Here is a 23,291-nt window from a genome sequence, read left to right on the forward strand (position 1 = left end):
CCCTGTTTGCGTTTATCTCTTCACGTTTGAACGTTGCATGCGCGCAGTCTGCGTGCCACTTCTTTCCGTATGAAAAATCACCTGACCAGCCCGAACGGCACCCCCGCCAGTCGCCTCGCCTTTGGCACCATGCAATTTGGCGGCGCTGCAGATGCCACAGCCTCGCGGGACATGTTTGATGCCTGCCGCGCGAAGTGCATCACTCATTTCGACACCGCACATCTTTATACGGGGGGTGCATCGGAAAAACTGCTGGGCGAGATGATCGCCGATCAGCGCGATGATCTGATCATCGCGACCAAAGTCGCCTATGCGGGCGGGGCCGGGCGCGACAATATTCTGAGCAGCTTTGATGTCTCACGCCAGCGCTTGAACCTCGATATGGTTGATGTGCTTTATCTGCACCGGTTTGACCCGGACACCGACCTGAACGAAAGTTTCGAGACGCTGGCGGAGATCAAGGCCAAAGGACACATCCGCTACATCGGTGTGTCAAATTTTGCGGCATGGCAAGTGATGAAGGCCATCGGCGTGGCCGCGCGGTTCGATCTGACGGTGGATATTCTGCAACCCATGTACAGCCTCGTGAAACGTCAGGCGGAGGTTGAAATCCTGCCGATGTGCGCCGATCAGGGTGTTGCCTGCGCACCCTATTCTCCGCTTGGCGGCGGGTTGCTGACGGGCAAATACAGCAGCGGCGGTTCAGGTCGGTTAAGCGAGGATGAACGCTATGCCACGAGATATGGTGTGGACTGGATGCACAGCGCCGCGCAGGAGCTCGGCAATATCGCTGACGCCGAGGGGATACATCCCGCGACGCTTGCGGTTGCCTGGGCTGCCGCCCATCCGATGGGGCCGACGCCAATCATCTCGGCACGGTCCACGGCGCAACTCGTGCCGTCGCTTGCGGCGACTGACACCACACTGACCGCCGAACTTTACAACCGGATGAGCGCGCTCACCCCGACACCGCCCCCCGCGACCGACAGGATCGAGGAACAGCAGGCATGAAGGGGTTTGCGCGCTCGATTGACACAAGCGATACGCCTGCGATCCGCCGAACACCATGATGAAAAAACTGCCCGCCACTGCCAGTGTCGCGACGCCCGCGTCTGGCGCAAAACTGCACGCCCCCGCCGCTGGGCGCAACGCGCAAGCCTTGGGCGATTTGCTGCACGATCACGCGCCCGAGACGGGGCATGCGTTGGAAATCGCCAGTGGCACCGGACAGCATATCATCCATTTTGCGCAGCGCTTTCCCGGTTTGATCTGGCATCCAAGTGAGGTGGACGCCGAGCGGATCGCCAGCATTTCCGCCTATGCGCGCGAGGCTGGGTTGCCCAATCTGCGCACGCCGCGCCATCTTGATGTCACGCGCGCAGATTGGGCGGACGCGGTGGGCGGCAAGCAGCTTGTCGTGCTCATCAACCTGCTGCATCTGATCGACGACGCAGCCGCGCAAATGGTCGTTGCGGGCGCGCTTGCAGCACTGGTGCCCGGCGGGCGCTTCGTCCTTTACGGCCCGTTCAAAAGAAACGGTGCCCTGATCAGTGACGGCGATGCCCGCTTTCACCACCAACTGAATACAGCGGACCCCCACATCGGCTATAAGAACGACGCCGATGTAAAGCACTGGCTGACACGCGCGGGTGCGACTTCTGTGACGCGTGTCGAGATGCCCGCCAATAACCTCGCGTTTATCGCTGAGGTTTAACGGTCCATTCGGATGCGTTCGTTTCGGGGGTCATAGGGGCTGTCTTCGGTGATCTCAGCATCCCACAGCTGGTCCAGCATCTTCACCTTGAGCCGGGTGCCGGGCACGGCCAGATCAGGGCTGACATAGCCCATGCCGATGGATTTACCGAAAGCCACCGAATAGCCGCCAGACGTGAGACGCCCCACACGTGTTTCCCCATGATAAAGCACCTCCCGCCCCCATGGGTCCGCATCCGGCGGACCATCAATCAGCAAGGTCACGCATTTGGACCGCACGCCGGTTCCTTCAAGGCGCGCCTTACCATGGAAATCCTTGCTCAGGTCGATGAAACGCGGCAGGTCAGCCTCCAGCGGGGTGGCGTCGCGGCCAAGCTCTGTGCCAAAGGCACGATAGGATTTTTCCTGCCGAAGCCAGTTTTGCGCCCGTGCGCCCACCAGTTTCATACCGTGCTTTTCACCCGCCTTTTCAAGCTGATCGAACAGGTAATTCTGCATCTCGATCGGGTGGTGCAACTCCCAGCCCAATTCCCCGGTATAAGCGACGCGGATTGCGCGCACCGGGCACATGCCCAGCTCAATGTTGCGCACGCTCAGCCACGGAAAGCGCTTGTTGGACAGCACCGTGGACGGCTCCGCGTCCCTGACCAGCGCGTTCAACACATCGCGTGATTTCGGCCCGGCGATGGCAAAAACACCCCACTGCGTGGTCACGTCATGGCATTCGATATAGCCAAACTCGGGCGCTTTATCCTCAATCGCCTTGCGCAGGTAATCCGCGTCATAGGCCGTCCAGGCCCCTGCGGAGACGAGGTAATATTCATCCTCACCCAGACGCACGATGGTATATTCCGTGCGCGTTGTCCCGTGCGGCGTCAGGGCGTACGTCAGGTTGATCCGCCCCACTTTGGGCAATTTGTTGCAGGTGAACCAATCAAGGAATTGCGTGGCCCCCGGCCCTTTGAGCAGATGTTTGGTAAAGGCGGTGGCATCAATCAGGCCCACGCCCTCGCGGATCGCCTTGGCCTCCTCCACGGCGTATTGCCACCAGCCACCCCGTCGGAATGACCGCGCATCGTGGTCGAAACTTTCAGGTGCATCCAGCGGGCCGAAATAGTTCGGGCGCTCCCATCCGTTTACCCAGCCGAATTGCGCGCCGCGCGCGGCTTGCCGGTCGTACGCGGGCGAGGTGCGCAGGGGGCGACAGGCCGGGCGTTCTTCATCCGGGTGGTGAAGGATATAGACGTGGCTGTAGCATTCTTCGTTCTTTCGGGCGGCAAATTCCGTGGTCATCCAGTCGCCGTAGCGTTTGGGATCAAGGCTCGCCATGTCGATCTCAGCCTCGCCCTCGACCATCAACTGCGCAAGGTAATAGCCCGTGCCACCCGCCGCCGTGATCCCGAACGAAAACCCTTCGGCCAGCCACATGTTGCGCAAACCCGGTGCCGGACCCACCAGCGGGTTGCCATCCGGGGTGTAGCAGATCGGGCCGTTGAAATCATCCTTGAGACCACTTTCTTCGCAGGACGGAATGCGGTGGATCATGGCAAGGTATTGCTCTTCGATCCGCTCAAGGTCGAGCTGAAACAGATCCGCCCGGAAGCTGTCGGGCACACCATATTCGAACCGCGCAGGCGCGTTTTGCTCGTACACACCCAAAATCCAGCCGCCGCGCTCCTCACGCACATAGGACTGCGCATCCGCATCACGGATCACCGGGTGTTCGACATGCCCCTCGGCGCGGAATTTCACCAGATCGGGGTCCTGATCCATGACGATAAACTGATGCTCAACGGGGATCGCGGGGATCTTGATGCCGAGCATTGGTGCCGTGCGCTGCGCATGGTTGCCCGAAGCCGTCACCACATGTTCTGCCGTAATCACAACCTGCTCGTCCGAGGGCACGAGATTGCCGCCCTTTTCCACCATCTTGGTGGCGGTCACTTCCCAATGGGTGCCTGTCCAGTGAAAGGCATCCGCCTGCCATTTGCGTTCAATCGCGACGCCCCGTTGGCGCGCGCCCTTGGCCATCGCCATCGTCACATCGGCAGGGTTAATATACCCATCTGTGTGGTGATACAGCGCGCCCTTGAGGTCATCCGTCCGGATCAGCGGCCATTTGGCCTTGATCTCATCCGGGGTCATCCACTGGTAAGGCACGCCGCAGGTTTCAGCGGTGGAGGCATAGAGCATGTATTCATCCATCCGCTCCTCCGTCTGCGCCATGCGCAGGTTGCCCACCACGGCAAAGCCTGCGTTCAAGCCGGTCTCTTCCTCAAGTGTCTTATAAAACCGGATGGAATAATCATGAATATGGGTCGTGGCAAAGGACATGTTGAAATAGGGCAAGAGGCCCGCTGCATGCCATGTCGAGCCTGAGGTCAGCTCGTCACGCTCCAGCAGCATGACATCGTCCCAGCCTGCGTGGGCGAGATGATAGGCGATGGACGTGCCGACGGCACCGCCCCCAACAACGAGTGCTTTGACTTGGGTTTTCATGACGCACGGCTCCCTGCTGTCGATCTGGCGACAGGTGTACAGCCTGCGCGAAAGCAGCGCCAAACACCCCCGACCGGAAATCGCGGGAAAGCGACATTACACCCGCGCGCGGGTGCTAAAATATTTTGCCGGGGTTCATGATACCCTTAGGGTCAAGCGCCCGCTTGATGTCGGACATGAAATCCGTGGCCTCCCCCAGTTCCTTGACGAGATAGGGCATCTTACCCTGCCCGATCCCGTGCTCACCGGTACAGGTGCCATCCATCGAAATCGCCAGTTCATTCAACCACGACACAAAACTCGCCGCGCGGTCGACCTCATCCGGGTCGGACATATCGACCAAAGGTGTGGCGTGAAAATTCCCGTCGCCCACATGGCCGACAATAGGTACGATCAGACCCAGTTCCGACGCGCGCGTCTGCGATGCCCGCACACATTCCGCCAGTTTGGAGATCGGCACGCAGACATCCGTGGCAACACCATGCGTCCCCGGTCGATACTGCAACATGGCCCAATAGGCTTCGTGCCGTGCCTTCCATAACCTGTTGCGCTCCTCGGTTGTCTCGGTCGCCTTATATCCGTTGCCACCATGCTCTTCTGAAAGAGCCGCAAAAATCTCGGACTGTTCGACAACGCTTGCCTCAGTGCCGTGGAATTCCAACAGCAAAAGGGGCGTTTCCGGCAGGCCAAGCTGCGCGTAAGGGTTAATGGCCTTGACCATCACCTCATCAAGCAATTCGATCCGCGCAACCGGCAGCCCGTACTGGATGACCGCCATGACAGTCTGACAAGCAGCGTCAACGCTTGGAAAGGAGCAATAGGCTGAGCTGATCGCTTCAGGAATACCCTGTAACTGCAGCGTGATTTCGGTAATGATGCAAAGCGTCCCTTCGGAGCCGACCAGCAGCCGCGTCAGATCATAGCCCGCCGAGGATTTGCGCGCCCGTGTCCCGGTTCTGATAATGCGGCCATCCGCCATGACCGCCTCAAGCGACAACACGTTGTCCTTCATTGTGCCGTAACGCACCGCATTGGTGCCCGACGCATTGGTCGCAGCCATCCCCCCCAGCGAGGCATTGGCCCCCGGATCAATCGGAAAGAACAGCCCCCTGTCGCGCAGATACGTATTGAGGTCTTCTCGCGTGACGCCGGGTTGTACGCGACAATCCAGATCGCCCGCGTTGACCGCCAGAACCTTATCCATCTGGCTGACGTCAATCGAAATGCCACCGGCTGGCGCATTCAGGTGCCCCTCAAGCGAAGTGCCCGTGCCATAAGCAATAACAGGAACCTCATGCGCGCTGCAGATCGTGACAATATCGGCAACCTCGGCTGTGGAGTGGGCAAAGACCACGCCATCAGGCGGTTGGTTTTCGATCCATGTGGTGGTGTGACCATGTTGCTCGCAAATGGACGTCCCGGTCTGAACCCGTTCTCCGAATTTCTGCTTCAGTACGGCCAGAACCGTCTGAATACCCTGCTCGTTACGGGGCAGTTTTACGTGTTGCATATCAGCTTGCCTCTTCTGTCAGCGGCTGCATCATTGTCCCAGTGCAATCCCTTCGCGGCGCGGATCCGCCCCACCCAGCAAAGAGGGTCCGATGGAAATCGCATGCAAGCCCGAGGTCAGCGCGCGTGTGCCGACCTCGAATCCAAGGGCTGCGAGCGGGTCGCTTAACCCTTCGGCGGCGGTTCCTTCTTCGAGATCGTAGGTTCCGAAGCGGTTCACGGCATGCGGCACAGAGACCGCCTGCTGCACATCCATGCCCCAGTCGAGATGGGCAATGATGCTTTGTGCGACATAGCCGATGATCCGGCTGCCCCCCGGGCTGCCGATGGCGAGGACCGGTGCGCCGTCCCGCAGAACGATGGTCGGGGCCATGGATGATCTTGGCCGTTTGCCCGGTTCCACGCGATTGGCAATCGGCACGCCGTCCACATGGCTGCGAAAGGAGAAATCCGTCAGCTCATTGTTCAACAGAAACCCGCGCACCATCAGCCTGCTGCCGAATGCGTTTTCGATTGTTGTGGTCATGGACGCCACATTGCCCTGCGTGTCCACGATCACGAAATGCGATGTGGAGGGCAGTTCGAGCGACGCGTCATCCGCCCAATTCAGCGCATGATCAAATTCGGGCGTGCCCGGGGCGACATCGCTCAGCGCCATATCACCGTCCAGAAGGGCCGCGCGCGCTGCGAGATATTCGGGCGCAACAAGGCCCGCAGCGGGGACAGGCACATAATCACTATCGGCCATGTAGCGACCGCGATCTGCAAAGGCGAGGCGCGAGGCGTCACCAATCAACCGCCGCACGGTCACATCGTCGGGGCCTGCGCTGAGGTCATAGGATTGCAGCATGCCCAGAATTTGCCCGACCGTAAGCGCCCCGGACGAGGGCGGCCCCATCCCGCAGACGTCATGCGCGCGGTATTCGACACAGACCGGCGCACGTTCCTTGACGGCATAGATGCTGAGATCAAGCGTGGATAACACACCGGGATTGCCCGGCGCGTTTTGCACCGTTTGCACGATATCCGCTGCAATGCTGCCGGTATAAAATGCCCCTGCCCCGCCAGTGGCCATTTCGCGCAGGGTGTCTGCGTAATCGGGGTTGATGAGCGTCTCGCCCACGGCAATCGGTGTACCGCCGGGCAGGAAATAGCTGGCCGTCGCTTCAAAGCGCGCCAAGCGTTCCTTGTCCGCCTCAACCAGCCCGGCAAGGCGCGGCGAGACCGGGAACCCCTGATCGGCCAGATCAATCGCCGGGGCCAGAAGATCCGCCCATAGCAGCGAACCCCAACGCGCATGCGCTTCCTGCATCAACGCAGGCGCGCCCGGCGTCCCGACAGACAAGCCGCCCACCACCGCGTCGAAAAAGCCCAGCGGCTCCCCGGCGTCATCCTGAAAAAGCCTAGGCGTGGCGTCCAGAGGCGCGGTTTCGCGGCCATCCAATGTGGTCAGACTGCCAGACGCCGCGTCGTAATAGACCAGAAACGCCCCACCCCCCAATCCCGAGGATTGAGGTTCAACCAGCCCCAGCAACGCCTGAACCGCGACCAGCGCATCGGCAGCCGTGCCACCGCGCGCAAGAACATCAGCACCTGCTTGCACGGCCCACGGATTGGCCGCTGCCACCATCCAGTTGGACGCTTCTACCGGGCGTCTCTCGGCCTTGGCGTGAAAGGCTGCGCTGATTTCGGGGGACATCGCCGCAAAAGCGCCCTGCGTTGCAGCCTCGGGTGCCACCGCATCAGCGGCTTGCTGAGCGGATACGCTGGTGGCGCATCCCAAAGCGATTGCAAAGATCACAGGTTTCATAGCAGTCCTCCCGACGCTGAACATAGACCCTATAGCATGGAAGGCACGACCTGATCCGGCGGACGGTGCCCATCGTCGAAGGTTTTAATATTAATGATGACCTTTTCGCCCATCTCGGCACGCCCTTCGCGGGTGGCGGACCCCATGTGAGGCAACAGCACGACATTGTTCAACTCGCGCAGACGCGGGTTCACCTGTGTCCCACGTTCGTAGACATCCAGCCCCGCCCCGGCAATCGCATCGCTGCGCAACATCCGTGTGAGGGCATTTTCGTCGATGACCTCCCCGCGCGAAGTATTCACGATGACGGCTTCTGGTTTCAAAAGTTGCAGGCGACGCGCGTTCATCAGGTGGAAAGTGGACGGCGTGGCGGGGCAATTGACCGAGATCACGTCCATGCGCGCAACCATCTGATCCAGACTTTCCCAATATGTCGCCTGCAAGTCCGCTTCAACCTCTGGCCTCAACCGTCGCCGGTTGTGGTAATGGACCTGCATGCCAAAAGCCACAGCGCGGCGCGCTACGGCCTGTCCGATCCGCCCCATGCCGAGAATGCCAAGACGCCGCCCCCCGACACGCCCGCCCAGAAAGGCATTGGGCGCCCAGCCGTCCCACGCACCGCTTTGCATGACCGCCAGACCCTCAGGCATGCGCCGCAGCACCGCCAGTATAAGAGCCATCGTCATATCAGCAGTATCATCGGCCAAAACACCCGGCGTGTTCGACACTAAAATGCCGCGCTGCCGTGCGGTCGCAACATCGATATGGTCAACCCCCGCGCCATAATTTGCAATCAGCTTGAGCCTGTCCCCCGCATTCGCAATCAGCGCAGAGTCAATATCATCAGTCACGGTCGGCACGAGCACATCCGCGGTTTTGATCGCCTCGACCAGTTCGCTGCGCTCCATCGGCTTGTCATCCTGACGCAACTGGACATCAAAAAGCTCGCACAGTCGCGTTTCAACCTCTTCGGGTAAGCGTCGTGTTACGACAACACTCAGTTTGGGCTTTGACATTTTTGATCTCCACGGACTTGGCGCAGGGCCTTTTTTTTGTCATGGTGGCGGAACTGACGACAAGGCACAAGAACCTGTCGCAAGCAAATGAGCAAAATGCAGAATTCAGGCCGAACCTTTACCGAAATATTGCGTATCATCTGCATCGTTCTGCTGTGCGCCAGCGTCAGCGCGTCGATTGCCAGCGCGACTGAGCCAGTTAAGGCGACAACCGGGCCCATTACGAATTTACCGATGCCGCGTTATGTCTCGATGAAAGCTTCCGAAGCAAACGTCAGGCGCGGCCCCTCGCTGACCCACCGCATCGACTGGGTGTTCAAGCGCCGCGATATGCCGCTGCGGATTGTGGCGGAGCATGGCCATTGGCGCCGGGTGGAAGATCGCGATGGACAAGGCGGATGGATACATTATTCCCTGTTGTCTGGGGTGCGCACCGTCATCGTCGAAGAAACGCTTAATATTCACAGCCGACCAAACACCGATTCTCCGGTCAACGCGATGCTGGAGGCGGGCGTGATTGCGCGGCTGGGAAAATGCGAACCGGACTGGTGCCAAGTGCGCTCAGGAGGTTTTCGCGGATGGACCCCCAAGACGTTGCTTTGGGGTGTTTTGCCGGATGAGGTGCGCGATTAGGTCAGACATGGGCTTGCAGCCCGCTCTGCGACACGGCATCGTCTCGCGCAAGCTCACCAAGGGGATGAAGATGCGCGCCATTACATACAACCGTTACGGACCCGCCGGTGAGGTCCTTGCGTTGACCGACGTGCCTGTCCAGCCGCCAGGCCCCGGCGAAGTGCAGGTCGAACTGGCCTATTCAGCCGTAAACCCGTCAGACGTAAAACGGCGGGCAGGTGCGCGCCCGGGTGAAACCAAACTGCCGTATGACCAAATCTGTCCGCATAATGACGGGTCAGGTACCATTGTCGCCGTCGGCGAGGGCGTGAACCCTGCGCGCATCGCAGAGCCTGTGTGGATATGGAACGGGCAGTTCAACCGGGCTTGGGGCACCGCCGCCGAGGTCATAACGATAGCATCGCATCAGGCCGTCGCCCTGCCCAAAGGCGTAGACCTGCAAACCGGCGCAAGCTTGGGAATTCCCGGTCTGACTGCCGCCCATACCGTGTTTGGCGGCGGCAACATCCGCGGACAGTCGCTTTTGATCCATGGGGCCAACGGCACAGTTGGCCATATCGCCGTGCAGTTGGCGAAATGGGGCGGGGCCAAGGTTATCGCAACGGCGAGCCCTTCGGGTTTCGAACGATGCCTTAAGGCCGGGGCCGATAGCGTTCTGGATTATAACGCGCCGAATCTTGCGCAGGACTTACTGGCCGAGAATGCCGGGCAGGAATATCACCGGATCATTGATGTGGAATTCGGAGAGAATATCGAAACGAACGCGAAAATCATCGCGGAGAACGGCACCTTATCGGTTTATGGGTCAGCAAAAAACATGACACCGGCGATCCCCTTCGGAGCACTGCTGTTCAAAGCTGTCACAATTGATATCGCCCTGATCTACATTTTAAGGTCTGAAGAACGCGAAAAAGCGACCAATTACCTGCACGATGCTTTGTCAGCCGGCGCAGTGATCTGTCCAACCAAAGAAATCTTTACGCTCACGCAAACCGCCCGCGCGCATCAGGCCGTCGAAGCGGGCGGACGCGATGGGGCGATCCTCATCGACGTCACAACCTGATGCGAAACGCTGCGCGAGGACAGGAATTAACAGATCACTTCAATTTTTGTCAAAAACGGGACTTGCGTGTCGCCCAGCATCGTTTTAATTACCGCTGACGTTGGGATGTAGCCAAGTGGTAAGGCAACTGTTTTTGGTACAGTGTACCGTAGGTTCGAATCCTACCATCCCAGCCAACCACTCCCCCATATCCAGACCGTGCAAGGTGTACTCTGAATAGTCGCGCGTTATCCGAAGGTTAGCGGCTTTTCAAACCAGCGCAGACCGCGAACCGGGCCGGAACAATGGCGCAAATGGGCAAAAGTCTGCGCTCCGCATTTTCGCGGTAGCAGGTGTGGGTTCGGGGGATCAGAGAGTCGCGAGAAGCGCGCGCTGGTCCTTCCAGTCTGATGGCAAGGTGCGCGCCTTGCACCAGTCCGAGGTGAAGCCGAGGGGCTGTTCGCCGGCCAGAACATCGCGGATAATGGCAGGTGCGAGGAAGGCAAGATCGATCATGTGCTGGACGCGGCGTTTGGAGATGCCATCAGTTCTGGCGATATCGCCGAAGGTCTCGCCCGCCTTGATCCGCTCCAGCCAGTGATGCGCGAGCGCGATGTTGCGGATCAGCGCCTCGTCTCTGTCGCGGGGAGTTTCGGCGAGGATGATTTTCGTTTCAACTCCGCGCTTTCGCAGCTGGAACGGCGCTTCGATCTGCAGGGCGTTTGCGTCCAACGCATCGACGTCGATGTCCAGCGCTTCCGCGACGCTCTCGGGATCAAGCCTGAGGATGATATTGCCCGGCGTGATCCTGATGCGTTCGACGAGCGCAAGGATGTCTTTGACATTCTGCCCGCTGGTCAGATTTGTCAGCTTGCTTCGAACGCGGGCGATCTCGCCGGCTTCGGAGCGCATCGAGACACGACCTGCGAAGGTTGGTTCGGTGAGATGGCGATGGGCAAGAGTGCTGATCTGTGCCTCAAGCTGATCCGCCGGCAAGCGCCAGCCATCGAGGTTTTCCTCGCCGCTGCGCGCGATCAACCGGTGCGAGACGTAGTAGCGCAACCGGGTTCCCCGTTTAGTGCGTTAATGCGATGGCGTCAGCCGGTCTCCGGTTTCATCGAAGAGCTTCCTGCAGAGAAGCGACACGCGGCGTGGTGTCTTGCGACGGCGAAGGCGCGAGGCCTTACCCTGCAGGCGCAGTTGAAGCTCATCCCAACGGTCAGGCGCAATGATCGGGTCGTGCTTACCATCATGCACCTTGTCACGATGCCGGATGCGCCCAGCATAGATCGGGTTCGTCAGGATGTGATGGATATGGCCGCGGTCGAAGGCACCGCCACCGCGCGTCTCGCCAGAAGAAAGTGTCCTGCGCCGGGTGCGCAAATCCAGCGCATCGGCCTGCGCTTTCACCTCCCGGATCGTACCATGCTGCTCGTAGAGCGCGTAGAGCGTCCGGATCGTTCTGGCTTCGCGTTCATTGATGGTGAGCGTCCTTCCATCCGGATCATACCCCATTGGCACCTGCCCGCCCATCCAGAGCCCACGGCGTTTCGAGGCGGCGATCTTGTCCCGGATCCGCTCCGCCGTCACCTCGCGCTCGAATTGCGCGAATGACAGCAGCATGTTCAATGTCAGCCGGCCCATGCTGGTGGCCGTGTTGAAGGACTGCGTCACCGAGACAAAGGAGGCGCCACCTGCATCCAGGATATCGACGATCTTTGCGAAGTCGGCCAGCGACCGGGTCAGTCGGTCGATCTTGTAGACAATGATCTGGTCGATCTTGCCGTCCCGGATATCCGCCAGTAGATGCTGCAGGGCCGGGCGGTCCAGCGATCCACCGGAGAGCCCGCCATCATCGTACTGATCCGGCACCAGCACCCAGCCCTCATGCTTCTGGCTGGCGATGTAGGCGGCACAGGCTTCCCGCTGGGCATGGAGGGAGTTGAACTCCTGCTCCAGCCCGTCTTCCGAGCTCTTGCGGGTGTAGATGGCGCAGCGGATCTTCTTCATCTGCCGCTCGCTGCCCTGCGGGTCAGGCCGAAGAACCTTGGGCCGGACCATGTGGTACCAGTGATGTGCTTTGCGATGGCCGAGAGCGACGCCCAGTCTTTCCCGTCTATGCGATAACCGCCTTCGACAACTTCGACCTGGTAGGTCCGGCCGTTCCACTCCCGCACGAGATGGGAACCGGATCGAAGACCCCCGTCGCCGGCATCGGCCACCGGTTTGCCCTCCGCGATCTGCCGCAGGCTGCGGCGCACGGATGACGGAAGTCCACCCGAGGCCTTGCACTGCGCTTCGTAAGCCACCGCCTTGCACATGAACGCCACCGACAGGTAGGGCGGAGGAGGAGACCCGAAAGCCTCCTCCCACGCGCCCATCGCCCGCGGCCGGTCCGGATCCGGCTTACCGGGCATCAGTTACCCCGGGCATATCTGTTTTCCCGGTATCAGCGGGTCGGGCCACAATCCGGTAGCGCCTGGGCTTGCCATCGCCTGGCGTCTCGCCCACCAGCTCAAAGCCGGCTTTGCGCAAGCCTGACAGCGCCGCCCGCGTCGTGTGCGTCTGCCAGCCGAGCTTTTTGCTGACAGCACCAATCTCGGCGCCTGCCCTGGCAGACAACATCCGGATCAGCTGATCCTTCTTGCTTGTACGCCCGGAGGTCGGAACGCGGTTCGCGCCCCGGCCCGGTTCGGACGATGTGGTGGATTTATCGGTCATGTCGGTCTCCTTTCCGATCAGTCAGGAGCACCCTGCCCCTGCTACCGACCAGAGCCCGGACATCCGGGCGGAGACCTGCGGGTCGACCCGCGGAATTAGGTTTACTACCGCTCTTTCGCAAGACGAAGTCCAGTCTAATTGAATTGGTTTTCGTGAGGAAGATTCGCTCAGCTTAGTCTGAAGCTGCCGACATGAAGGGCGGACTCCGGTCATTCGCTGCACCTGCGAAGCTACTTGCTCACATAGGCATTTGCAGACATTCACAGCGCCAAATGTGCAATCGCTATTGCTGCGGCCTCCACCAAGGGCGTCGATGCGCAGGAAGCGTGCTTTGCAAAGTTTGGGCAGTTTCGCGACAGCGGACCTTCGTGTAGCGTGCGGCGAAAGCTGGGTGTGAGCCCTTTTTCCCGGATGCTGCACTCTGTACGAACGCCCGCATCCATGGTCAGTTGTTTTAGGAAACATGCTATGCACGGATTGCACTCGCATCGGACGTGTGACGGCAATTTTGGAAGGTTTCAGGTGAGTTCTTCAGAGCAAAAAACTGTCATTCTGGCAGCGGACATCGTTGGATATTCGCGGATGATGGAGGTGGATCACGGTGCCACGTTGGAGGCCCTGAGAAACGTTCGCGACACTATTGTCGAGCCATGCATTGCAGCGGGCGGCGGCACGATCATAAAGCGTCTTGGGGATGGGTGGCTGGCCGCGTTTGACGGATGCTCGGACGCGTGCGCATCGGCAATCAAGATACAAGACTTATTGGCCGATGATGGTGCCCCAGAACTCCGCATAGGAATTCACGAGGGACCGGCCAGCTTTGTGGATGAAGATGTCTTTGGGACCGGCGTAAATATCGCGTCGCGACTAGAGGCGCTCGCAAAACCGGGCGGCATCGCCATTTCCGATGCTGTCTTTGTAAACCTGTCCATAGACTTGCGAGTGTCGTTTGAGAATGCGGGGGCCCGGGTCCTCAAGAACATTGCAGAGCCGGTAAAGGTCTGGGCGTTTGGCGGCATTCCTCCGACAGCGATGACATCTGAACCGATTTCTATCCTATTGGAGAATTTCGTCGAAGAGGCATCACCCGACACCCTTTCCCCGGAGATCGTGGAGGCAACCGCAATAGAGCTCGAGAAGTATCGTTGGCTGCATGTCCTTCGGCCGGACAACGAGGGCGCACCTTCGAAGTATATCTTGAACGCGACACTGCGCCGGTCCGGAGATCGGATACGCCTTACAGTCCACCTTTCCGCACGACATGACAGGCGGCGGCTTTGGAGTGAACGGTTTGATCGGATCGTCATCGATGAGTTCGAGCTCACAGACGAGCTCGGTTTGGCGCTTGCTTTGCGGATCTGCGCAGAGATAGACGCACATGAAAAAGTGCAAGCCCAGATGCGTCCACCAGAACAGTTGAACGCGGGCGAACTCAGTGCGCGCGCCAATGATCTGATGTCCTCAGGCCAATCTGACGGATTTGATGAAGCGGACGCTATGCTCACGCGGGCGGTTGCGCTCGAACCAAGGAACACGTCAGCTCAGATACAGAAATCTTTCGTGGGTTACCGCAAAGCGATGAGCGGTGCGTGGCCCGTACAGGCAACGCTCGCGGCGGCAATACAACCTGCCATAGACGTCGTCCGGATAGACCCCAAAATGCCGGGTGGCTATGTCATGCTGGCCAGTGTGAACGGCATGATGGGCAAAACGGAAGCCGCGCTTGAAGCCGCGGCGCAAGTTGAACGCTTGAACCCGAATGCTTGGGGCGCACCGCATGGAAGATCCATTGCGTACACATTTGCGGCGCCAGACTGGGCTCGAACGCACGATCCTGAAGCTTTGCACGCGGTCTCGAATGCAGAACGGACATTGGAGCTAGCGCAATCTTCGAAGTTTCGATCTGGACACCTTTTCTTTCTGGGCATTGCTCAGCTGCTGCATGATGCACCAGACCTGCAACCTGGCATTTCCATTTTGGAAAGGTCAGCGGGTGCTGCTGGGTCGAATTGGTGGCCAAGCCTGTTTCTCGCTTTAGCCGAACTGCGGCGGGGCAACAGGCAGGTTGCCCAACAACATATGGCAGCAGCGCACATTCTGTTTCCAGCACTGTCATTGTCCGCCATCGCCGACATTTTCGACAGAAGCCGACTTTGGCCAGTCTGGCAGGTGGAACTGGAGCAATTGCCCGAAATCGGCCTGTTTACCTAGTCGGCTTTTTGACCATTGCACGTAGGTCCAAATCGTCAACAAGCAGCCGTTGGTGCAACCGCAGCGAAAGCCCGTTTTGTCCCGCGACTTGTGAATTCGCGACTCGCGCAGCGAAGGTCGGCTATCGCAAAATTGCGTCTAGCGCCGTGGGTCCGCTTCGGGCTGGCAACGGTCGTCTGGCCGCCCACAATAAGGGCGTGAATAGTGCTTTCAGTTCGAAATCCGGGCGCTGCGCTGCCGCAAGGCGGCTCTGAGCCCATCTTGCAGGTTGCTGCGCCGCAATAGTAATCTCGGCTTGATGATGCAGGAGCTGGCCATTGACGCATAATTTCGAAATCAGAAAAGCAACGCCAAGAGATGAGAACAGCGTTCGATTGTGCGCTGAGGATGCCTATGAACAGTACGTTGCCGCTATCGGCAAGAAACCGGCACCCATGGTGGCAGACTTCGGTTCGCTTATCGCATCCGGTTCAGTCTACGTCGCAGCGGAAACGGATGCGGAGTTGATCGGATTTATAGTATTCTATCAAAAAGATGATCACTTCATGTTGGAAAACGTTGCCGTGCGTTCGAGTGCGGCGGGCAAGGGCGTCGGAAAGCGCTTGATTACCTTTTGCGAGGAAAAAGCAAAGCAAGCCGGTGCAAAGCGGATCAAACTCTACACAAACGAAAAAATGTCAGAAAACCTGTCGATCTATCCTCACCTTGGCTATCAAGAGACTGATCGTAAAACGGAAGACGGTTTCAACCGCGTGTTCTTTGAAAAGTCGCTGTAGGCAACGGCCGCTAAGTCCCGCAGACTGTGAGTTCCTTTAGCCCAGGATTTTACGCATGCAGCGAAAGTCCGGAATGACGGGCCGCACCGCAGCATACGAGCACCTGATCGAGTGGCCGCAATGGGCCGATAACGGTCATTGGAGCTACCCATCAAGGGCGCTAATGGCCCAAATTTAGCGCTGCACCGCCGCAAGGCGGCTGTGAGCCCATAATACCCTATGCTGCACGTCGACTGGAGCTCAGCAATGATCGTTAGTACAGATCGATTATGATTCAGCACAGCTTCAACATTTCTTGAATCAGGGCATCGGCATCTGCTGTGTTCACATCCATATGGGTCACAATACGAAGCCTGTGCTTTCCGACTGCGGTGACCGTCACACCCTCTTGTTTAAGCTTGGACATACACTCCCTGGCAGCCAGCCCGGACTTCCTTAGATCGACAAGCACGATATTCGTTTCAACCGGATGAACGTGTTCCACGATAGGAACATCTGCAACCCTGCGGGCGATGACTTTGGTCAAGTCATGGTCTTCGACCAGTCGGTCCACGTTGTGATCAAGCGCATAGAGGCACATGGACGTCAGCACCCCGGTTTGACGCATCGCTCCGCCCCATCGACGTTTAAAGAGCCAGGCGCGATCGATGAAGTCTTGCGATCCTGCAAGAACCGATCCCACCGGACACCCCAGCCCTTTGGAAAACGCGATCCACGCACTGTCATATCCTTGGGCGTAGACAGACGCGGGGATTCCCGTAGCGACCACGGCATTCAAGAGGCGCGCACCATCCAGATGGGTTGCAAGCCCATGCTCACGCGCAACCTTGGCAACGGTTTTCAACTGTTCGGCAGGCCAGATTGCTCCGCCCGCGAGATTCACGGTCTGCTCGGTACAAAGCAATCGGCTACGCGGCGCGTGCGACGACCGGGGACGGATCGCGGCGGCTACCTGATCCGGCGTCATCATACCGCGAACCGCATCAATCGGTTGGTGCATCACACCAGACAGCGCGGCGGATGCGCCACTTTCGGCAAACAGAATGTGCGAGTCCCGCGTGCAAATCACTTCATCACCGGGATCGCAGTGGACAGCTATCGCGATCTGGTTGCACATGGTGCCCGAGGGCAGAAACATGGCCGCCTCCATGCCCAGCATCTTTGAAACGCGGGCACAAAGTTCATTTGTGGACGGGTCGTCCAAATGCCGTTCGTCGCCAACAGGAGCCTCCAGCATCGCTTCGCGCATGGCGCGGCTGGGTCGGGTCTGTGTATCTGAGTAGAAGTCATGCATGGAAATCTCCGTAGCCAAGCAATTTGACCTTCTATCCCTTGACGCTTGGGACGGGCACAAGCTCTAATACCAAAGAAGACGTATCCAAACAATTTAGACAGTAGAAAACTGCAGCTTTGCACAACGCTCTGCCGACGTTCACCCTCCAAAAATGCTGCACGATGGACGAATGGCAGGTTTTGTGAAGCTGCACCGCAGCGCTCGGCCATGAAGCGAACGGCAGATCTGGGCCGTCCCTGCTGGCGAAAGGCAATCCGTGGGCTCAACATGCTGCAGCCGATCTAATGGCAGCGAAGAGCCCATTTTGCCAAGATTCTGCAGTACGAAGCACTGCTGCCGTCATAGAACAAACACCTGCTTTAGATTTCTTCCTTGATTTTTTCGGCAATTATCTCCGCCGTGGCCGCTGACAATGTCCACCCTAAATGCCCGTGGCCAGTGTTATAATAGACACCGAGACGTTTGCCGCCCTTCACCATTGGCACCATGTTCGGCATCATCGGGCGTAGACCCGCCCACGGCACCGCATGCTCAGTTTCGACATTCGGGAACTTCTGCTCAACCCACTTAACAAGCGGCCGCACCCGATCGTCGCGGATATCCCAGTTGTAGCCATTGAATTCGGCCGTTCCTGCGACCCTGAAACGATCAGGGCCCAACCGACTTGTCACGATCTTAGCTTCGTCATCCAACAGGCTGATCCAAGGGGCTGCCTGCCTGCTCGTTTCATCATTCAAATTAACGGTGATTGAATAACCTTTGACTGGATAAACGTTTACCCGGTCGCCCAGCATTTTGCCAAATTTACGGCTCCCGACGCCAGCACAAATGACCATCCCATCAAACTGGTTGTCGTTCTTGGCGTCTTTCGCGTCCTTCCAGTGCACAACTGGACCCTGCGCGGTATGGGTGATGTGTGTCACATCCGAGTTGAAGTGAAATGCGGCACCTTTCTTTTTGCAGGCCTCTGACAGGCCAGTGCTGTAGCGATGGATGTCGCCTGTCATATCTGATTGCGTAAAGTAGCCGCCGTAAAAATCCCCCTCAAGCGCCGGTTCCAGGGTTTTCATCTCGGAGGGGGACATAGCTTCTCGGTTCAGACCGCCCTCAGTTAAAAGCGCATTCACCTCTGTGGCGTGGTCATATTCCTTTTTGGTGTTGTAGATGTGCAAAATGCCGCGTTCTTCAACATCGAAGGTAAACCCTTCGTTTGCAGCAGTAGATTTCAAAAGTTCGCGCGCTGTTATCGCCATGCGGACCGTGTCGACGGTATTTCGATGGTAATGCGGTATGTTAGCCATAAATTCGGCCATCCAAGAGTATTTGTGCCAGCTGGGTTTGGGATTGACCAACAAAGGGGCACCGCGCACGAGCATCCACTTCATTCCCTTGAACACAGTCGACCACTGGTTCCATACTTCGGCGTTTGAAGCCGACAACTGCCCGCCATTTGCAAAAGATGTATCCATCGCTGCATAGCGGTTCTGGTCAAACACGCTCACATCATAGCCACGGTTTAAAAGCGCATAAGCGGTGGTTACACCGGTAACACCGGCGCCGATAACGGCAATTTTTTTCATCAGGATTAACCCCCAGACAGATCAAGATCAGGTGCAGAAATCCGCACCGCTAATCCCCTCTGTTCGATTACCTGAGAGTTTACGTACGCAGCCTAAGCTTTGCACTTTCTCCGTCGGTGGGTCCGGAATGAACCGGGCCGCTCTCCAGATTGTCTGCTTTCGTACAGTTCATTTGCCTGAGAGTTTCCGGGGGGTTGCTCCTTCGGCGCCAGACTCTCGTCCGGTCTCTCCTGCACAAAGCGTATTGTGACGCTCTTGCCTTAGGGCCGAATCTGCCGTGGATCAAGACAAACTTTGCTCAAAACAAGAGATGTCCGTATCATTTGAATTGATTGCTGACTATGCGGCATTTCTGCCAATAACCATAGTCTCACAGACGTAGAACCTCAGCGCACAGAAGTAGGAAAGTGTATCAAATTCTGACAACCAGACAAACCAATGATCAGACTGTTCCTCGAATGCTCTGGGCTTGGAGCGTTCTATAATGGTCGGTAGAAAAGAACTGCTTCATAAATGGCTCCTCCAAAGACGAAATCGGGGCATTCCAAGCGGACGTCAGCGTTGTCCCGCGTTGTGTGAGTTCGCCCGTTACCTGATTTTGCAGGCGCAGCGAATGTCTCCTTCGAAGGGCCGCGCTGCGGCATCGAGTGCCCTCGGCCGACGGCGGCTTTGGGCCGTCCCTGACGTCGCTGATTCGCCCATAATTTAAACATGCTGCAACCGATCTAATGGCTCCTTCGAGCCCAGAGTTCCGAATGCTGCAGATTGCTCAAATGGCAGCTCTCTCAGCAAGTGGACTTTGCACAGTCCTGAAGGCAGGTTGACTGTAAATGGTGTCAACTTGGTGAACTGATGTGGCTAAGTTCGTAGGCCTTTATCCGTGACGAGGGCTGATTAGCTGACTTAGGGGGTATTCAAAATGGAAATACACGACATTTTTTGGCACGACAGCACAATCAACAAGGTGATTGAGTTGCCCGAAAAGGACGTCATCTTATTTGAAATCGACTACCCGATAAATTGGGAGGAAAATGTATTTGAGATTCATACTCTTACGTTTTCTGGCGTTCATGGATACGAAATCCGTGAAGGACCATTTGTTGGTGCGCCCGCAATTATGGGAGCCACCAAATCGGCATACCTCGAAACTAAGAATGTTCACAAACTTAGGCTAGATACCAATGCGGGATACCGTGTTATTTTGTGCGAAGCACTGTCACTTCGGAAAGGCAAAGCCTATTTGGCGGCAGATGAATAGAAAAAGTAGCAGAATCCGCGAACCCAACCTTAACCGTTCAAAATGAAGGTCCGGTTCAAGCGGTGGTACCGGCCATTGGCGCAGCCGCAGCGAAAGCCCGCTTCGTCCCGCATATCGGTCACTCGACTGGGCTTGCGCGAAGGTCCGCTCTGGCCGGCCCCGCAGTTTTGCGCCATGACCGCTTCGGGCTGGCACCCGTCAACCGACTGAAACTATCAGATGTCGGCTGCGAGCCCAAACCTCCCAGGTGCCGCACCTCGCACCAATAGCGGCTAAGCGTCAGGAAGCTGACATTGGTGCAGTTCAGAGCCGATCTATAACGATCGCTCGATCGGCCGAAGCTGACTCTGGAGACGTTCCACAAAATCGCTCCGCCTGCACAATCTCAGCATACAAATCATTCAGGGAGTCCGGCAAGGCGCATCGCCGCCGAAACACGGTCGAACCCTAATCCATTCACGATCAGCAAACGTTCGTGAAGATTGGAGATACGTGTGTCTGGTGCCTTGGCTAAGACAGTTCGCATGACATCAGCGGCTTCATCAATACGCTCGTCCTCAACGAGACAAAGAGCCAAGGTAGCACGACCGGGCGTAAACATAGGGTTTGCATCGACAGCACGACGCGCGTGGTCCACGGCTTCTTTCGAGTGACCGACTGCCAACATGGCAATCGCAAGCACGCACTCCGGGATATGACGCAGGGGGTCGAAGGGGCTGAGCCGAAGTGATTGCGCCGCATCTACCGCACCTTTTTCTGGTTTTCCCAGAATAGTCATGACGAGTGAGCGGCAGATGAGCGCAAGCGCTGAATTTGGTGACAGGTCAAGGGCACGGGCCAGCATTGTTGCAGCCACTTCGTGCTGGTTATCAAGGGCACTCAGCGCCATTGCCGCAAACGAAAGCGGCGTTGCGTCGTCAGTTCGCCCTTCTGCAACTGCTTCGGCGTGGTGCAAAGAGGCCAACCGATCCTGCGGGTCGCACCCACCCCAGAGATATCTCTGTTGGTGACAATACGCGGCCACACCGTGCGCTTCGGCGTAGTCCGGGTCTATTTTTATCGCCTCGTCGAGCAGCTTTAGCGCACTGTCTCGGGCCTCTTGCGTGAACTTGTGCGCCTGATCGAGTGCCCTGAGATACAGATCATACGCACTGAGATTCTCCTGTCTCTTGCGCTTCGCGCGATCTATCTCGGCCTGCTTCAGAGATGGCTCCACTGCTGCGACAATGCCTGCGGTTACCTCGTCCTGGAGATCGAATATGTCATCGAGGCGACCCGTGAATGCCTCGCCCCAAAGATGCGCTCCAGACTCTGTATCGATCATCTTGGCAGAAATTCTCACGCTATTGGCTGCCTTGCGTACGCTGCCTTCGACGATATAGCCAACCGAGAGGTCCCGGCCGATGCGGCGGACATCCATGGCCTTGTCCTTAAAAGCGAATGCAGAGTTGCGCGAAATCACAGTCAACCAACGCATACGTGCCAGGCCAGTCGTCAGTTCCTCAACGATACCGTCGGCGAAATAATCTTGTTCAGGATCGGCCGACATGTTGGCGAAAGGAAGAACCGCAATGCAAGGCTTACTCGATGGCACTGACGCAGTCGCGGATCTGCCATGTTCCAAATGCGGAGCCGTCATCGTGCCAGAGTAAATTGCGTAGACCCTCATGGGTTCGGCGATGTTCTTGAGTTCGTGTTCGCCTAGGTCACTTATCTCAACTTCGAGGCGCGACCTGACTTGGCGATAAGCGTCCTCTGACATGCAGATTGCTCCTGGCACCGCCAAGGCCTCCAGTCTGGCCGCGATGTTGACGCCGTCGCCCATCAAATCGCCGTCGCCTTCCTCGATGACGTCGCCGAGGTGGACGCCTATGCGGTACTCGATCCGGTGCGCATGATCGACTGAGCGATTGCGCTCGTGCATGGCATCTTGCAACGCGATGGCGCAACGGGCCGCTTGGACCACGCTGCGAAATTCAACAAGGACGCCGTCACCCGTTCTTTTGACAAGACGCCCGTGATGCAAAGAAATGGTCGGATCGACGATGCCCAGGTTGATCTCACGCAACTCTGACAGCGTTCGCTCCTCGTTGTTGCCGACCAGCCGACTGAAGCCGACGATGTCGGCAACCAGGATCGCAGCAAGTTTTCGGTGTTCGGTCATCGGCTGTTTCCAAGAAGAATTTTATGTATGGTTCAAAGAGGAAGAGGGCACAATGGCAGGCGGCCTGAAAGGGTTGCTTGAAGCCTAGAACATGCTTCATTTTTTTTCAGCGCAAGGACTCTATCAGCCCGAAACGCCCAACAAGTCGCAGAGCGGCAGCCAGCGGTTATTGGTCTTGTGGCTTTCGAGCTTGTTCCAGGTGGTCAATCACTGGGATTAGTCGCGTCATGGCAACAGGAGAACAAAGCCGCCATTGGCGCAGGCGCAGCGAATTGGCGCTTTGTCCGCATTCCGTGAGTTCCCACAGCCGTAGATTTCGCGCCGATAGTGAACGTCTGCTATGCGGGCTGCAACCGCAGCATCGAGATGACATGGCCAACGGCAGCAATGGGCCGTTCGTATCGCCAACAGAAGCCAAGATTGAGCAGATGCTGCGCCGCCTCCGACGGCCGGAACGAGCCCTCTTTGACCGATGCTGCGTTTGGGTCCAATGGCAGCTTCAAGGAAGATCATACGATCAAGAGGGGCTTGGGCCCGTTCCAACTCTGGGCTGCGCTCGTGTTCCATTGGACAATCCGACGCAAAGCACGATTTCGTCTGCGCGCGGAGCGTCGGGCACCCAGAGCGTTACCGTGTCGATATGGTCAAAGGACCATGCCTCGTCTTTATGTCCAAGTGGCAGATCAATGGAGGCGCCCAAAGCCCCGACTTTGTGGTTCGAAGGCATGAGGGATTTACCCCCACCGACGGCGGCTCGCACCGGTTTGCCAAGTGCGGGGTGCAACACGGCTGCACCATGCTCCATCGAACCTGCTGATCCGACAATTGCCGCTTTGCCGTAGGCAATTGGAGGCCCACCCAACATGTTGACAAGCTCTTGTGTCAGCGACCCACCAAGCTGTGCACCAACGTCGAAAAGGGGCGACAGGTCGTCTTGATGCATTCCTGCGAAAGGATTTCTGACAACCGCCATTGCGGCAACGCGCGTGATCTGGTCGCACGTTTGACCCATTTCATCAGCGGTGATGATTTCTTTGGTGAAAACCGTTTTCCGAATGTCCATCG

General features: G+C 57.9%; 19 protein-coding genes, 1 tRNA gene and 1 riboswitch. Of the genes, 8 read left to right on the plus strand and 12 right to left on the minus strand.

All coding sequences use genetic code 11. From position 1 onward, the window contains the following. Nucleotides 1–69 precede the first annotated feature (69 nt). Nucleotides 70–1,011, plus strand: a complete 942-nt coding sequence (locus RLO149_RS13575; RefSeq protein ID WP_013962667.1) for an aldo/keto reductase — start codon at nucleotides 70–72, stop codon at nucleotides 1,009–1,011. A gap of 55 nt (nucleotides 1,012–1,066) precedes the next feature. Further along, nucleotides 1,067–1,714: a DUF938 domain-containing protein gene (locus RLO149_RS13580; RefSeq protein ID WP_013962668.1), complete on the plus strand. Its 648-nt coding sequence runs from the start codon at nucleotides 1,067–1,069 to the stop codon at nucleotides 1,712–1,714. Here the strand turns inward: RLO149_RS13580 and RLO149_RS13585 are convergent. The 4 genes from RLO149_RS13585 to RLO149_RS13600 all read right to left on the minus strand — a co-directional run bounded on the left by RLO149_RS13585 (nucleotide 1,711) and on the right by RLO149_RS13600 (nucleotide 8,547). Beyond that, entirely contained in the window at nucleotides 1,711–4,212 is a 2,502-nt protein-coding gene (locus RLO149_RS13585; RefSeq protein ID WP_013962669.1) for a GcvT family protein, read from the minus strand. The two genes, RLO149_RS13580 and RLO149_RS13585, sit on opposite strands and share 4 nt — an antisense overlap. Nucleotides 4,213–4,327: 115 nt before the next feature. Beyond that, nucleotides 4,328–5,722 carry an FAD-binding oxidoreductase gene (locus RLO149_RS13590; protein WP_013962670.1) on the minus strand — a complete coding sequence of 465 codons (1,395 nt, stop codon included), beginning with the start codon at nucleotides 5,720–5,722 and terminating at the stop codon, nucleotides 4,328–4,330. A 30-nt stretch (nucleotides 5,723–5,752) separates the two neighbouring features. Continuing rightward, complete coding sequence (gene ggt, locus RLO149_RS13595; RefSeq protein WP_013962671.1) at nucleotides 5,753–7,531, minus strand: gamma-glutamyltransferase; 1,779 nt, start codon at nucleotides 7,529–7,531, stop codon at nucleotides 5,753–5,755. A gap of 29 nt (nucleotides 7,532–7,560) precedes the next feature. Further along, a complete protein-coding gene (locus RLO149_RS13600) occupies nucleotides 7,561–8,547 on the minus strand; it encodes a 2-hydroxyacid dehydrogenase (protein WP_013962672.1) in 987 nt (328 codons plus the stop codon). Nucleotides 8,548–8,643: 96 nt separating this feature from the next. Here RLO149_RS13600 and RLO149_RS13605 point away from each other — a divergent pair, with 96 nt between their 5' ends. From RLO149_RS13605 to RLO149_RS13615, 3 genes are all read left to right on the plus strand, one after another. Then, the gene (locus tag RLO149_RS13605; protein ID WP_013962673.1) at nucleotides 8,644–9,180 is read left to right on the plus strand and encodes an SH3 domain-containing protein; all 537 of its coding nucleotides are present in this window, start codon (nucleotides 8,644–8,646) and stop codon (nucleotides 9,178–9,180) included. A 70-nt stretch (nucleotides 9,181–9,250) separates the two neighbouring features. After that, the gene (locus RLO149_RS13610) at nucleotides 9,251–10,243 is read left to right on the plus strand and encodes an NADPH:quinone reductase (RefSeq protein ID WP_044025671.1); all 993 of its coding nucleotides are present in this window, start codon (nucleotides 9,251–9,253) and stop codon (nucleotides 10,241–10,243) included. A 101-nt stretch (nucleotides 10,244–10,344) separates the two neighbouring features. Next, a tRNA-Gln gene (locus RLO149_RS13615) sits at nucleotides 10,345–10,419 on the plus strand. A 172-nt stretch (nucleotides 10,420–10,591) separates the two neighbouring features. Here RLO149_RS13615 and RLO149_RS24145 read toward each other — a convergent pair. Genes RLO149_RS24145 through RLO149_RS13630 form a run of 4 tightly spaced genes read right to left on the minus strand, consistent with a single transcriptional unit; the run spans nucleotide 10,592 to nucleotide 12,943 of the window. Further along, complete coding sequence (locus RLO149_RS24145) at nucleotides 10,592–11,260, minus strand: hypothetical protein (RefSeq protein WP_245538059.1); 669 nt, start codon at nucleotides 11,258–11,260, stop codon at nucleotides 10,592–10,594. Nucleotides 11,261–11,305: 45 nt separating this feature from the next. Continuing rightward, nucleotides 11,306–12,232 (minus strand): recombinase family protein, encoded by a 927-nt coding sequence (locus RLO149_RS24150; protein ID WP_245538060.1) that lies wholly within the window; start codon nucleotides 12,230–12,232, stop codon nucleotides 11,306–11,308. Continuing rightward, on the minus strand, nucleotides 12,229–12,639 hold the full coding sequence (locus RLO149_RS13625) for a DUF2924 domain-containing protein (RefSeq protein WP_013962675.1): 411 nt from the start codon (nucleotides 12,637–12,639) through the stop codon (nucleotides 12,229–12,231). The genes RLO149_RS24150 and RLO149_RS13625 overlap by 4 nt, the downstream gene beginning before the upstream one ends. Continuing rightward, complete coding sequence (locus RLO149_RS13630) at nucleotides 12,629–12,943, minus strand: DUF3489 domain-containing protein (RefSeq protein ID WP_013962676.1); 315 nt, start codon at nucleotides 12,941–12,943, stop codon at nucleotides 12,629–12,631. Before RLO149_RS13630 ends, RLO149_RS13625 begins: the two co-directional genes overlap by 11 nt. A gap of 522 nt (nucleotides 12,944–13,465) precedes the next feature. Between RLO149_RS13630 and RLO149_RS13635 the strand changes: the two genes are divergently transcribed. Both RLO149_RS13635 and RLO149_RS13640 read left to right on the plus strand, forming a co-directional pair. After that, the gene (locus tag RLO149_RS13635) at nucleotides 13,466–15,154 is read left to right on the plus strand and encodes an adenylate/guanylate cyclase domain-containing protein (RefSeq protein ID WP_013962677.1); all 1,689 of its coding nucleotides are present in this window, start codon (nucleotides 13,466–13,468) and stop codon (nucleotides 15,152–15,154) included. A 317-nt stretch (nucleotides 15,155–15,471) separates the two neighbouring features. After that, complete coding sequence (locus tag RLO149_RS13640; protein WP_013962678.1) at nucleotides 15,472–15,930, plus strand: GNAT family N-acetyltransferase; 459 nt, start codon at nucleotides 15,472–15,474, stop codon at nucleotides 15,928–15,930. A gap of 274 nt (nucleotides 15,931–16,204) precedes the next feature. Here the strand turns inward: RLO149_RS13640 and RLO149_RS13645 are convergent, their stop codons facing one another. Together RLO149_RS13645 and RLO149_RS13650 are read right to left on the minus strand one after the other, a co-directional pair. Next, on the minus strand, nucleotides 16,205–17,224 hold the full coding sequence (locus RLO149_RS13645) for a threonine aldolase family protein (RefSeq protein WP_013962679.1): 1,020 nt from the start codon (nucleotides 17,222–17,224) through the stop codon (nucleotides 16,205–16,207). 359 nt (nucleotides 17,225–17,583) lie between these two features. After that, entirely contained in the window at nucleotides 17,584–18,804 is a 1,221-nt protein-coding gene (locus RLO149_RS13650) for a D-amino acid dehydrogenase (protein ID WP_013962680.1), read from the minus strand. A gap of 154 nt (nucleotides 18,805–18,958) precedes the next feature. Then, nucleotides 18,959–19,047: riboswitch (glycine riboswitch) on the minus strand. Nucleotides 19,048–19,723: 676 nt separating this feature from the next. On the opposite strand from RLO149_RS13650, the gene RLO149_RS13655 reads away from it, so the two are divergent. Continuing rightward, nucleotides 19,724–20,062 (plus strand): hypothetical protein, encoded by a 339-nt coding sequence (locus tag RLO149_RS13655; RefSeq protein WP_013962681.1) that lies wholly within the window; start codon nucleotides 19,724–19,726, stop codon nucleotides 20,060–20,062. Nucleotides 20,063–20,459: 397 nt separating this feature from the next. Here the strand turns inward: RLO149_RS13655 and RLO149_RS13660 are convergent, their stop codons facing one another. Both RLO149_RS13660 and RLO149_RS13665 read right to left on the minus strand, forming a co-directional pair. Continuing rightward, on the minus strand, nucleotides 20,460–22,226 hold the full coding sequence (locus tag RLO149_RS13660; RefSeq protein ID WP_013962683.1) for an adenylate/guanylate cyclase domain-containing protein: 1,767 nt from the start codon (nucleotides 22,224–22,226) through the stop codon (nucleotides 20,460–20,462). A gap of 517 nt (nucleotides 22,227–22,743) precedes the next feature. After that, on the minus strand, nucleotides 22,744–23,289 hold the full coding sequence (locus tag RLO149_RS13665) for an amino acid synthesis family protein (protein ID WP_013962684.1): 546 nt from the start codon (nucleotides 23,287–23,289) through the stop codon (nucleotides 22,744–22,746). Nucleotides 23,290–23,291 lie beyond the last annotated feature (2 nt).

It is taken from the genome of Roseobacter litoralis Och 149 (genome assembly GCF_000154785.2).
Classification (GTDB): Bacteria; Pseudomonadota; Alphaproteobacteria; order Rhodobacterales; family Rhodobacteraceae; genus Roseobacter; species Roseobacter litoralis.